The 12,428-nt window shown below is 70.0% G+C and carries 11 protein-coding genes and 1 pseudogene; 5 read left to right on the top strand and 7 right to left on the bottom strand.

All coding sequences use genetic code 11. The annotated features are described in order from the left end of the window. The first annotated feature begins 302 nt into the window (after positions 1-302). The gene (locus tag LE548_RS38365) at positions 303-1,100 is read left to right on the top strand and encodes a universal stress protein (RefSeq protein WP_308030986.1); all 798 of its coding nucleotides are present in this window, start codon (positions 303-305) and stop codon (positions 1,098-1,100) included. Positions 1,101-1,444: 344 nt separating this feature from the next. Beyond that, positions 1,445-2,452, top strand: coding sequence for a lysylphosphatidylglycerol synthase transmembrane domain-containing protein (locus LE548_RS38360; protein WP_225101675.1), 1,008 nt, complete (start codon positions 1,445-1,447; stop codon positions 2,450-2,452). Positions 2,453-2,611: 159 nt separating this feature from the next. Here LE548_RS38360 and LE548_RS38355 read toward each other — a convergent pair whose 3' ends face one another. After that, a complete protein-coding gene (locus LE548_RS38355) occupies positions 2,612-3,493 on the bottom strand; it encodes a universal stress protein (RefSeq protein WP_225101674.1) in 882 nt (293 codons plus the stop codon). 242 nt (positions 3,494-3,735) lie between these two features. After that, positions 3,736-4,155, bottom strand: a complete 420-nt coding sequence (locus LE548_RS38350) for a CBS domain-containing protein (protein ID WP_225101673.1) — start codon at positions 4,153-4,155, stop codon at positions 3,736-3,738. A 363-nt stretch (positions 4,156-4,518) separates the two neighbouring features. On the opposite strand from LE548_RS38350, the gene LE548_RS38345 reads away from it, so the two are divergent. Next, on the top strand, positions 4,519-5,625 hold the full coding sequence (locus tag LE548_RS38345; protein ID WP_225101672.1) for a hypothetical protein: 1,107 nt from the start codon (positions 4,519-4,521) through the stop codon (positions 5,623-5,625). On the opposite strand, the gene LE548_RS38340 is transcribed toward LE548_RS38345, so the two are convergent. From LE548_RS38340 to LE548_RS38325, 5 genes and pseudogenes are all read right to left on the bottom strand, one after another. Next, positions 5,595-5,960: a hypothetical protein gene (locus tag LE548_RS38340; protein ID WP_225101671.1), complete on the bottom strand. Its 366-nt coding sequence runs from the start codon at positions 5,958-5,960 to the stop codon at positions 5,595-5,597. The two genes, LE548_RS38345 and LE548_RS38340, sit on opposite strands and share 31 nt — an antisense overlap. 51 nt (positions 5,961-6,011) lie before the next feature. Next, on the bottom strand, positions 6,012-6,452 hold the full coding sequence (locus tag LE548_RS38335; RefSeq protein WP_263637059.1) for an SPFH domain-containing protein: 441 nt from the start codon (positions 6,450-6,452) through the stop codon (positions 6,012-6,014). Continuing rightward, positions 6,361-6,669, bottom strand: a complete 309-nt coding sequence (locus LE548_RS45690; RefSeq protein WP_374116228.1) for an SPFH domain-containing protein — start codon at positions 6,667-6,669, stop codon at positions 6,361-6,363. Before LE548_RS45690 ends, LE548_RS38335 begins: the two co-directional genes overlap by 92 nt. Before the next feature lie 195 nt (positions 6,670-6,864). Beyond that, positions 6,865-7,235 (bottom strand): annotated as a pseudogene (locus LE548_RS46750) (avidin/streptavidin family protein). Between the two features lie 78 nt (positions 7,236-7,313). Then, positions 7,314-7,505 carry a hypothetical protein gene (locus LE548_RS38325; protein WP_225101670.1) on the bottom strand — a complete coding sequence of 64 codons (192 nt, stop codon included), beginning with the start codon at positions 7,503-7,505 and terminating at the stop codon, positions 7,314-7,316. 269 nt (positions 7,506-7,774) lie between these two features. On the opposite strand from LE548_RS38325, the gene LE548_RS38320 reads away from it, so the two are divergent. Then, positions 7,775-9,451, top strand: a complete 1,677-nt coding sequence (locus tag LE548_RS38320; RefSeq protein ID WP_225101669.1) for an NAD(P)H-dependent oxidoreductase subunit E — start codon at positions 7,775-7,777, stop codon at positions 9,449-9,451. Further along, positions 9,451-12,129 (top strand): formate dehydrogenase subunit alpha, encoded by a 2,679-nt coding sequence (fdhF, locus tag LE548_RS38315; RefSeq protein ID WP_225101668.1) that lies wholly within the window; start codon positions 9,451-9,453, stop codon positions 12,127-12,129. The genes LE548_RS38320 and fdhF overlap by 1 nt, the downstream gene beginning before the upstream one ends. Positions 12,130-12,428 lie beyond the last annotated feature (299 nt).

The raw sequence follows: 12,428 nt of genomic DNA, 5'->3' as shown, positions 1-12,428 counted from the left end.
GATCTCGCCTGCCCTTCCGGGGCTGAGGAGGTGGAAAGTCCCCCATACACGACCGTAGAACGACATCGGCGGCGCCGCACACGACTATGCGACGTCTTCCCACACCGGCCAGCGCAGGTGACGAGCCGACGAGCCACGATCAGTGCGACGGGGTGGGGCCAAAGGTCCCCGGGTCAGGTACGTGCGGCCTCTGGCCGATCTCCGGGCCGGTTCGGATGGTGGAGATGAGTGTGTGATCCGCTGTGGTCGAGGGGCGGTGACCTGCGATGAGGAAGGCGTCTGCTGGGTGTGTCATCGTCGGAGTGGACAGTTCCCCGGCTGGTCTGGGGGCGCTGCGCGCCGCCGCGGCGCAGGCCAGGCTCTCGGGCCGGGAGCTGATCGCCGTACGCGCCTACGAGCCCCCACCACACCGCAGTGCGACCGGGCAGAGGCAGTCGATGTGGTGGCAGGCCCAGCTGCCGGATCCCGAGGTGTCACCGTCCTGGCACCGGCTGCAAGCCGCCCGGGAGCAGGAGGCGATACGTTCGCTGGAGCAGGCTTTCGCCCAGGCGACAGGTGGTATCCCGCACGGTGTGCGGGTGCGGTCTGTCGCGGCCATGGGCGCGCCGGGTGAGGTCCTCGTGGCCGCCGCCTACCTGGATGACGACTTGCTGGTGATGGGCAAACCGGACGTTCGCAAGCCGCGGCGCATCTGGCCGTGGCGCTGGTTCCGCCGTTCCACCTGTCGCTACTGCTCTGCACACGCCATCTGCCCGGTGCTGACCGTCCCGCCGCAGGGCCTCCCGCGTCTCGCCGGCACCGGCGGTCGGCCCCTGCACTCGCAGGCCACGGAGGACGTCTCCGACGCCACGCGCTGTCCGCCCGAGGAACGAGCCTTTGCCGGGAACACGGGCATGGTGACGGTGTGGCCCGAACGGGCCTGCTGCTGCTCGGCCCCGCCGATGGTCAAGGCAATCATGCCGGCGCGTGGCCACCATGCGGTGGACCTGTTTCTGTGCGGTCACCACTACCGGGCCTCCCTCGGCCCCCTGGTACTCGCCGACGCCATGGTCACCTTCCGCGAGCGCCTGTCTGTCCTCACGCTCGCCGGGCACCCGTAGCCGACACGGGACAAGGGAAGACTGTCATGTTTGTTTTCTTTGGTGCCAATCTATTCATTTTCAATGGACTATGACGAACTGCCAGCAGGGCGGTGATCGCGGACGGGAGGCAAGTGTTGAGCGCGGGCTGTTGCAGGTCCCGGATGAGACCGGTGCGCGCGTCGGTGCCACATGCGTCGTGTGAGCCCGTCGCCGTTTTCCGGCCATTGCGGGCTCACCGGGCCGTTCGACGGTGATGGCTGATGGCCGGTCGGCAGGAGCCCGAGACGGCGCACCCTCAGGGGTGGCGGACAGACGGTCTTGCGCGACCGGGCTGGGCATGGTGGTCGGGCGCCGGCCTTCTCGTGGCGGCCGCGGTCATGGTCGCTGTCTCGCGGTGGCACGAGCTCGTGGAGGCATTCCGTCTCATTGCCGGTGTGCGCCTGGCCGAGATGGCCGTCGCTGTGGTGTGCGAGGCGCTGTCGATCACGTGTTTCGCTGCCGTGCCCCGTCAGCTGCTGTGGGTGGGCGGCGTACAGTGGCGCATGCGGCGTATGACGGCGATCGCGGTGGCTGCCAACGCCGTGGCCGGCGCATTGCCCGGCGGGGCGGCCTTCTCGGCCGCCTGGGTCTTCCGGCAGTTGCGCCGACGGGGCGTGGAGCAGGTCCTTGCGGCCACCGTGTTGGTCCTCGCAGGTGTGCTGTCGGCGGTGAGCCTGTTCGTACTGCTGGTGGTGGGCATGTTCACCGTCGGCTCGGCCGGGCCGGGCGCCGTGGTGCGACCCGTGGTCGGTGTGCTGGCGTTGGCGCTCGGGACCGGGGCGGTGGTCTTCTGCCTGTCCCGCTTCACGGGCTTCCGCCGTGCGGTGCGGCGGACGTGGACGGGCGCGGGGCTGCGCTCGGGTCGTATTCAGAAGGCGCAGCACGCGCTGGTCCGCCTGGTTGACCAGGTCCGTGACGTGCAGCCCGGATTCCGGCCGTGGCTGTGGCCGCTCTCTTTCGCACTGCTGAACTGGGTCTTCGACGCCGCGTGTCTGGCCGCCTGCCTGTGGGCGCTGGGGACCGGCGTGCCCTGGCACGGGCTGCTGCTCGCGTACACGCTTACGCAGATCTCCGGCAGCCTGCGCCTGACTCCCGGCAGCCTGGGCGTGGTCGAGGCGAGCCTGGCCGCGCTGCTCGTCCTGTACGGCCTGGGGCCGGGTGCCGCGATCGCGGCGACACTCCTCTACAGAGCTGTCAGTTACTGGGCACTGCAACCGCTGGGCTGGGTATGTTGGTTCGCCGTGACCTTCCGCGCCGACCACAAGGATCGTGCGGATGGCGGCAGACACGGGCACGAGGTCCAGAATCCGCGGGGCGGACGTGGGACATGAGCACAACGTGGACCAGCCGCTGCCCCGAGACCGCGGACACCATGGCGCTCAGCGACGGAAAAGCCTTCGTGATTTCGCCTGCGCTTCTCATCACGGTTGCGCCCGCCAAGGTGAGAGCGGGAGCCGATTCGGCATGTCGTCCGAACCGCCCTTGCGTGCTCAAGGTCTTGGATGCGGAACGACCATGACCGGGCACAGCGCATGGTGCAGCACGCCCTGGCTGACGGAACCGAGCAGCAGGCCGGCGAAGCCTCCCCAGCCGCGGGATCCGACGACAAGCCCCAAGGCGTGTGCAGATGCTTCGCTCAGCACTTTCACCGGGTGGCCGCGCACGACCTCATGGTGGACCTCGACATCTGGGTACGCCGCGGCACGGCCGGCCACGATCTCCGACAGCAGCCTGCGGCATTCCTGCTGCGCGGTCTGTTCGTCCAGGACGCCGAGGAGCGGTGGGTGCCACACATACAGCGCCCGCAGCCCGGCACCGCACAGGGCCGCCTCCTCGAACGCGTAGTCGACAGTCGCCTTCGAGTCCGGGCTTCCGTCCATGCCCACCACGAAGAATGGCGGTTGTTGCGTGATGTGTCTTGCTTCGCGCACGACGATCACCGGGCAGCGGGCATGGGCGATGACCGGCACGGCCACGGCGAGGGAGCGGACGAGTTCCTGTACGGCTGTCAGGTGCCGGGAGCCGAGCACAACCGCTGCGGCCTCCCGTGCCTGCTCGCGCAGGACCGTGGCCGCGTCGCCCTCCACGAGCAGGGCTGACACGTCCACCTTGGGCCGTCGGCCCTTGACCAACGCCGCAGCCTGCTCAAGGGCGTGTGTGCCCAGCGTGCGCAGTGCCTCGTCCCATGTCTCCCAAGCCGCTCTCAGTTCCGCCGTACGGTACCTGGAGGGCGGTGTCTCTCGGGCGTGCACCAGGCGCAGCGGTCGTTTGCGCCGGTCCGCCTCGTCGGCGGCCCAGGCCAGCGCCGCCCGATCTGTGGGATCAGGGTCGATGCCCACCACGATCGGCCGGGTATCCGGTGGACTGGTCATGACGTACCTCCGAAGACGGAAGGCTGGCCCCGTCAGCGGGATGAGTCAGACGCCGCAGTACAGTGCCACAGGCAAGACACCCACACCGACGCGGACCGTACGCCGCGCCGCGTCCTCAAACGACTCCGCCGGAAGCACACTGGCCGCCGGCGTGTTCGTCACATGCTGAATCCTCGATCCCGTGTCTCGGCAACCGCTGGCAACAAGGCGTTCGTCGCCCCGTTCTCGGAAAATGGTGAGGATCAGGAGACTTCGCAGACAGCCTCGACGAAGCGGCCCACCTGGTCCTCCGGCAGGCGGCGCGCGAGGTCCGCCTCGCTGATCATGCCTACGAGACGGTGGCTCTCGGTGACCGGCAGCCGCCGGATCCTGTGCTCCTCCATGGTCCGAAGAACCTGGTCGGTGTCTGCGTCGGCGTCAACCGTGATCGGCTTGCCCTGTTCGAGATGGCCCGCGGTCATGGTCCGTGGGTCCTTGCCCTTGGCGATGCACTTCACCACGATGTCACGGTCAGTGATGATCCCGTGGAGGCGATCGTCCGGCCCGCAGATCGGGAGGGCTCCGACGTCCAGCTCCTGCATCCTGCGCGCCGCCTCCGCCAGCGTCTCGTCCTCCTGGATGCAGGTCGCGCCGACGTGCATGATGTCCCGTGCAGTGGTCATGGCCTCCTCCTTCGAGTTTCGAGGATCGGCACCGGGTGAGAACCTACGTCTGGCCCACCCCCGGCCGGTACGGCCTACGGCCAGTGTGGTCGCTCGGCATGCCGTACGCATGCCGAGCCGATCGGCAACCAGGCCGAGTCGACTGGCCACCTTCAACTGCCGTGCTACTCCGCCCAGATCGAGCCGGACAAGGTCGGCGCCGATGGCCCGGCAAGGGCGAGGTCGCGACAGCGATCGGCTGACACGGGTTGATGCCGACTCGCTCGTCCGGCCCATTGCCGACGCGCTGGAATTCATCGTTGAACCAGGCATGGCAGCACAATCTGGTGGCACCGGAGCGTGGTGGCGCATCTGGGAGTGACGATGAGACTTTCCTTCCTCGAACCTCTGTACAGACAGCCCGGGCCGTTCGCGTCCGTCTACCTGGACACGTCTCGCGACGTGGCCATCGACGACCCCGATGCCGCCATAGAGCTGCGCTGGCGGCATCTCCGGGACGTTCTGATGTCCGAGGGGGCGGACCGGGACTCCATCACCGCGGTGGCGGGCACCGTGGGCAGCGACGCGGACATCCCCGGTATGCATGGTCAGGCGGTGTTCACCGGCCACGGGCGACTGGTCCTGCTGGACGAGCTGCCCGCCCCGCCCACCCGGGACACCGCGCACTTCGGAGCCCTGCCGGACACCATGCCGTTGATCGTCCAGCATGCGCCTGGGATCCCGTACCTGGCGGTGCACGTGCACTACAGCGGCCCTCACTCCACGGACGCCGCCGGGGCGGTACGGATCGAGGCCGAGGTCGGCACGTGGCCGCTGACCAGGGTCACGCCGGGACACCGCCTCCGCGAGGAGATCCCGGTGTCCGACTGGCTGAACGCCGCCGGAGAGGTCGGCCGGGAACTGGAGGGCCATGCACGGCGTATCGACGTTGAAGCGGTGGTCGTCGCCGGAGATGTCTGGGCCCGCGGCATCCTCATTCGCCGGCTTCCGGCTGCCCTGCGCGGGCAGATCACCACTGTCGAGGGCGTCGGCGAGTCCCAGCCGGGGCGGGCACTGCTGGAGCAGCGGCTCGAAGGATTGCTCAGTGGACGCATGGCCGCGCACGACCGGGCCCTGCTGGACACGTTCCTCGCGGAGCGGGCCCGCGACGGAGCATCAGCGGAAGGTGTATCGGCTGCCGTGTCGGCCCTCCAGCGCGGCCGGGCCAAAGCCCTTTTCCTCAACAACCATCCCGAGTCGCCGCTACGCCTGTGGGTCGGCCCGGAGCCCGGTCAGCTCGCCCTCACCGAAGAGGAACTGCGCTCCTACGGCGTGCGGGACGTCCGTGAGGAACGGGCCGATGCTGTTCTGGTCCGCGCCCTTGTCGGGACGAGGGCCGAACTGGTCGTGGTGCCCGAACAGCGGTTGCGACTGTTCGAAGGCGTGGGCGTCCTGCTGCGCTACGCCGATCGCCCCACATTCCGTGCATGACCACGGACTTCTCCGGAAGCCGGACCGGATCCCTGAGCGTGAGATTCCTTCCCGAACAGGTGTTGATGCGGGACGGTGGCGCCGTCGCCGGCCTTCACGGCTTCCACGACCGCCTGGTGCAGGTTCCGGCTGTCCTGCCGGGTGGGGCAGCGTACGGGGCTTCCGGTGAGGGTGAACCACTGGGAGGTGCCGCTGTACTGGACTGCCACGTCGGCCTGTCCGGCGTTCCAGGTGGTGCGCACGGTCAGCTCGCCGGTCACGATTCCGGCCTCCTCGGTACGGGCGCCTCCCCGCCCGGTGAATACGCTTGTCGTCGTCCACGATGCTTCGGCCATGGCCGTCAGCCTTCCTTCCTGAATGCGGGCGCCTCTGACGACGGCACCGGATCAGACCTCGGCGGAGCCGCCGCTCGCCACCGGTTCCTTCGGCGTGTGCCAGTCCGGCAGAGGTGCCGCAATCCGTCCGGCTTGTCCCTCGACGAACCGGGTCAGGGCCCGGGTGCTTTCGAGGAACTGGGCCGGGAAGACGATGGTGGAGTTCTTCTCCTCGGCGATCTCGGCGAGGAACTGCAGGTTGCGCAGTTTCAGGGCGATCGGGTGGTCGCTGATGACATCGGCGGCCTCGGCGAGGTGGTCGGCGCTCAGGGCCTCGCCCTCCGCCGCGATGATCTTGGCGCGCTTCTCCCGCTCGGCCTCGGCCTGGCGGGCCATGGCTCGCTGCATGCCGGCGGGCAGCTCAATGTCCTTCAGCTCCACCAGCAACACGTAGATACCCCATTGCTGGGTGAGCCCGTCGAGGATGTCCTTGATCTGGCTGTTGAGCGTCAACGGTGCCGGTGAGCACCTGGTCGAGCAGGGAGCGGCCGACCACGTTGCGGACGGTGGTCTGGGCAATCTGGCTGATCGCGGAAGATACGTCCTCGATCTCGACGGTCGACTTCACCGGGTCGACACGGCGGAAGTACGCGACGGCGGCCACGCCGATGGAGACGGTGTCCCGGGTGATGACCTGCTGGGACGGGATCGGCATGGTGACCGTCCGCAGGGTGACTTTTCACATGCCCACCTCCTTGTGGCTCTCGCTCCATGGTGACTTCGTCGACCTGGCTCGACCTGGGCCGCCAGGCCTGCGGTCAGGGGCCGATCGGCCCCGGCGTGCCTGTGGTGCCCGGCAGGCTGCGTCGACCGCCCCGCCCATGAACGCCGGCGTGGCTGCTGGACGTACTCGCGGGCACGGTCTTCAAGACGGCATCGGGTGTGAGACCGTTCGTCCGCTGCGAAGAGCGCGATCGACGTCTTCGCTGGTGGGCTTCTGCCGCGTGAACACGTCTTGCCCGACCACACTGGACTCCCACGCCTCCGCCGTGGCTGTGGAGCGGGTCAGCAACCAGGTGGTGAGGATGCGTTCCGGGCCTTCCAGGAATTGGCCGCTCCAGCTTGTGACGGAACCCAAGTTGCCGTGCTCGTTCCGCCAGGCGACCGTCCAGCCGAGGGCAATGCCGTTTCCCGGACTACGGCGGTGACGTACTTTCCGCTGACGGTTCCTTCCGGGTCCCCCTCAAGCCGCAGTTGTGAACCGAACTCGTTGTACCACTCTCCATCGATGGGCATGATCTTTTCTCTACTCGCTCGCGCCGCAATGTCGACCGTCAACTTGCGTCGGTGAAATCACCCCTCCCGTAGGGGCCCTTACCGATGGTGACCGGAGTGCGCCAACTCGGCGAGAAGCTGTTCTGCCTCCGACGTGGGAAGCCGCTCTTCGAGTAGCGGCAGGTAGATCTCCTCTTCTTTCGCGAAGTGGACCTTGACCAGCGTGTACAGGCCGTAGAGGACGCGTCGCACTGCGGCCTCCCGCTCGTCGTTCAGCCCGTCCAGGTCCACCGCCTCGCGCAGTGTGCCCAGCTCGCGCGCCAGCCGGCCGACCGCCCAGAGCCAGACAGAGAAGGCGACGGGCCGGTGCCAGCAGTTGTCGTGCCTACTGGAGGTTCGCCCGTGCGGCTCACCTGCGCCGGAGATGGTCCCAGAACCAGTCCGAAGGTGCTCGCATTCTTCGTACCCCCTTGTCCTCAGGCTACGGAGCCTCGACGGTTCTCGCCCCGCGAGGAGCGGTCCCGGATGCGGGGCGAAGAGGGGATGGTGAGGATGGGGTCATGAGTGCGGCTGGCCGCTTCGACGCCTTCCGTGCCGTGGCGGGGCGGCACGGGCGGGTGGGGGACAGGCTGCTGGATGCGCTGGCCGAGAAGCGGGCGGATGCGGCGGGTCCCCCAGAAGCGTGGTCGCCCGGAGTAGCGGAGCGTCTTGACCTGCCTCACGCCTCGGGCCTGGGGCCCGCCAGCTATTTCGCGGATCTGGCCGCGCCGCACGGCCCCCGTCACGTGCGGGTGTGCACCGGGACCGCGTGTTTCGCGGCCTGCGGTGGGCGGCATCTGGGCGAGGTGGAACGTGAGCTGGGTGTCACCGCTGACGGAGTGAGCGCGGATGGCGCGGTGTCGCTGCAGGCGGTGCGCTGCCTGGGGTACTGCTACACCGGCCCGACGGCGCTGGACGGTGCTGAGCCGTGCACCGGCCCAGGGCTGGCCGATCAGCTCGCCGGACGCGCTGTACCGCGGGCCCCGGGCATTCCGGCGGTCGATGCCACCGGAGATCCGGTGCTGCTCGGCGGGGTGCTGGCGGGTGAGCCCGGCTGGCAGGCGTGGCCGCAGGCCCTGGCGGCGCGCACGCCCGACGAGATCCGGGCGGAGGTGGAGATGTCCGGGCTGCGGGGGCGTGGCGGGGCGGGCTTCCTGGTGGCGGCGAAGTGGGCGGCAGCCGGTGGCCGACCGGGGGCGGTGGTGGTCGCCAACGGGGATGAGGGGGATCCGGGGTCGTTCGCCGACAGGCTGTTGATGGAGGAGGGCCCGGACCGGGTACTGGAGGGGCTGGCGCTGGCCTGTTTCGCCTGCGGCGCCCGCGAAGGAGTGGTGCTGGTGCGTTCCGAGTACCCGAGGGCTCTGACCAGGATGCGGGAGGCAGTCGAGTGCGCCTACGCCGACGGGCACCTGGGGGTGCGAGTGCACGGCAGCGCGGTGACGTTGGACGTGCGGGTGGTGGCAGGGGCCGGTTCCTATGTGGCGGGCGAGGAGACGGCGCTGATCGCCGGGCTGGAGGGTGGCCGGGGCTGCTCCCGCTCCCGTCCCCCGTATCCGACCGAGAAGGGGTTGTGGGATGCGCCGACCGTGGTCAACAACGTCGAGACGCTGGCCGCCGTGCCCTGGATCGTGGCGCACGGCGGTGCCGCCTACGCTCGGCGTGGCGTACCGGAGCAGACGGGCACGAAATTGGTGTGCCTGTCGGAACGCTTCGCCCGGCCCGGCTGCTACGAGGTGGAGTTCGGCACTCGACTGGAACGGGTCGTCAGCGAACTCGGCGGCGGTCTGCGCGACGGCGCCGAGCTGGCGGTGGTGCAGGTCGGCGGGCCGCTGGGCGGGTTCCTGCCCGCTGACGGGCTGGATGTGCCGCTGACCGAGCGGGATCTGACCGCACGCGGAGCCGCGCTGGGTCACGCCGGTCTGGTCGCGTTCGACGACAGCGTCGAGCCCAGGGAGGTGCTGCGGCACCTGTGGGTGTTCGCTGATGCGGAGAGCTGCGGGGCGTGCTCGCCGTGCCGGGTGGGCTCACGGCGCGGCCTTCGGTTGGCCGCAACAGGCGGCCCTCCCGATCCGGGCTACGGGCGGTGGATGCGGGTGATGGAAGAGGCGAGCCTGTGCGCGTTCGGTCGGCGTATTCCGCCCGCAGTGCGCAGCCTGGCCCGCGCCTACGGCGACCGGCTGGCGAGCTGGGAGGCGTGATGCGTATCGAGGTCGACGGGCATGGCGTCGAGGTGGGCGAGGGCGCCTCGGTGCTGGATGCGGTCCGCGCGGCCGGCGTCTGGCTGCCGTCGCTGTGCCATGACGATCGGCTGTCCCCGGTCGGCTCCTGCCGGACCTGCCTGGTGCGGGCCGGCGGAATCGTCACGGTGGCCTGCGTCACCCCGGCGAGCCCACGCACACAGGTCGAGACGGCGGGCGAGGAGCTGGAGGCGTTGCGGCGCGACGCGGTGGAACTGCTGGTCTCCGCCCTGCCGCAGCGCGCCCTGGAGGAGACGCGCAGTGAACTGGCCGCCGTCTGCACGAGGTTGGGCATAGGCGCGGAGGCGGCCCTGGGCGCGGGCGAGCGCGGCGGGGACGACTCCCATCCCTACGTCCGTCTCGACCGCGACCTGTGCATCGCCTGCGACCGTTGCGTCCGTATCTGCGCCGACGTGCAGGGCACCTTCGCGCTCACGCTGGTCGGCCGCGGCGCCGACACCGTCGTCGCACCCGGCACCGGAGGCCCGTGGGCCGACTCCGACTGCGTCGCATGCGGGGCCTGCGTCGACACCTGCCCCACCGGCGCGATCTTCCAGCCCGGCCTCCCGCTCGGCGCCCCGGCCTCTCGCTCGCTGCCCCCTGGCACGGCCACCACACGAACCACCTGCGGCTACTGCGGCGTCGGCTGCTCACTGGACGTCGTCACCGCCGGCGGCCAGGTCAGGGCCGTACTGCCGGATCGCGACGGCCCGGTCAACCGCGGGCACGCCTGCGTCAAGGGCCGCTTCGCCCACGGCTTCCTGACCTCTCCCGACCGCCTGACCCAGCCCCTGCTGCGCCGCGACGGCCGCCTGGAGCCCACCAGTTGGGACGAGGCACTCGACCACGTCGCACGCGGGCTGCGAGCCGCTCTCACCGAGGGCGGCCCGGACGCGGTCGCGGCGATCTCCTCGGCCCGCGCCACCAACGAGGAGAACTACCTCGTCCAGAAGTTCATGCGCACCGTGATCGGCACCAACAACATCGACAACTGCTCCCGGCTGTGCCACTCCCCGTCGGCCGCCGGGCTGACCGCGTCCTTCGGCCTGCCCGGCGGCACCGACTCCTTCGACGACTTCGACCAGTCCGACTGCCTGCTGGTGGTCGGCGCCAACCCGGTCGACGCTCACCCGGTCGTCGGCGCCCGCCTGCTTCGGCGCGCCCTTCGGGGAGCGGCGTTGATCGTCGCCGATCCGCGCACGGTCGGGCTGGCCGGATACGCCGACGTCCACCTGCGGCCACGCCCGGGCACCAATGTCGCCCTGTGTCACGGCATCGCCCACGTCCTGCTCGCCGAGGGACTGACCGACGAGCAGTTCCTGCACGAGCGGGCGGCCGGACTGCCCGAACTGGTTGACATGCTCAAGGAGTACACGCCACAGGCGGCCGCCGCGATCACCGGTGTGCCCGCGACCGACATCGTCGCGGCGGCGCGGTCGTATGGGCGCGCACGGTGTCCCGCGATCATCTACGGTCTCGGCGTCACCGAGCACCTGCACGGCACCGACGGCGTGCGTGCCCTGGCCAATCTCGCCATCCTGCGCGGCGCGGTCGGCACCGACCACGGCCTGGGACTGTATCCGCTGCGCGGTCAGAACAACGTCCAGGGCGCATCCGACATGGGCGCCCTGCCCGACAGCCTGCCCGGCTATCACAAGGTCACCGACCCGGCCGCCCGCGCTAGGGCCGAGCACGTGTGGGGTGCGCCCGTCCCCGAGCGGCCCGGGCTGCGCATCCCCCACATGTTCGCCGCCGCACGGGAGGGGTGCCTGCGCGCACTGTGGATCATCGGCGAGGACGTCTGCTCCACCGACCCCAGCTCCAACCAGGTGACAGCGGCCTTGGACACCTGCCCGCTCGTCGTCAGCCAGGACATCTTCCTGTCATCGACAGCGCGCCGCGCCGACGTCGTCCTGCCGGCAGCCTCCTGGCTGGAGAAGGACGGCACCTTCGTCAACTTCGACCGCCGCTTCCAGCGCGTCCGGCCCACCGTGGAACCTCCAGGACAGGCCAGGACCGATTTCCACATCGTCCAGGCCATCGCCGCCGCCCTCGGTGCCGACCTGGGCTGCCCCACCCCCGCAGCAGCCCTGGACGAGTGCGCCCGCGTCAGCCCCCACTTCGCCGGCCTCTCCCACCAGCGCCTCGACCGCGAAGGGGCCCTGCCCTGGCCCTGCCCGTACCCTGACCAGCCCGGCCAGGCCAAGCTCTACACCCGTCACTTCGCCACCCCCGACGGCCGCGCCCACCTCGCCGCCGTCCCCTACCTGCCCCCCGGCGAACAGCCTGACGACACCTACCCGCTTCTGCTGGTCACCGGCCGCCGCCTGACGCACTACAACTCCGGCAGCATGACCCGCCGCACCGACAACCTGCTCCTCGACCCGATTGACCACCTCGACATCCACCCGGACGACGCCGCCCGCCACCACCTGCGAGACGGCCGGCCCGTCACCGTCGAGAGCCGGCACGGCCATGCCCGTCTCACCGTCCGCATCGGCACCCAGACCCCACCTGGCCAGGTCTTCTGCGCCATCCACTTCCCCGCCAGCGGCGTAAACGCCCTCACCTCCGACCACGCAGACACGGTCACCTCCTGCCCCGAGTACAAAGTCACCGCCGTACGTCTGGTGCCCTGATCAAGGAGAATGACGGTGCCCGGCACAGAACCGGGGGTTCGGCAAACAATGCCGGAGTGCACGGGTACTTGGCTGAATCCGAGTTGTCTTCCAGGGGGACGGCAGATCCGCAGCTTCCCGGACGGGAGTAGCGCGGACGTCGGTGAGGCTGGTGAGCCCGCTTCCCGGGCGCAACGCAGGTGCGCGCCACGCCCGGGAAGGCCCTCTCCCTCAGCTGCGGCTTGCGAATGGGCCGGGCCTGAAGCGACGTTCGCCGAGCCTCAGGAGACCCACCGTGCTGGCAGCGCCGAGGGTCCGGA

Origin of the sequence: Streptomyces sp. CoH27, from assembly GCF_020181035.1 — a bacterium.
GTDB lineage: Bacteria > Actinomycetota > Actinomycetes > Streptomycetales > Streptomycetaceae > Streptomyces > Streptomyces camelliae.
The sequence above is the reverse complement of the archived record's forward strand: the minus strand, read 5'-3'. Positions and strand labels throughout refer to the sequence as shown.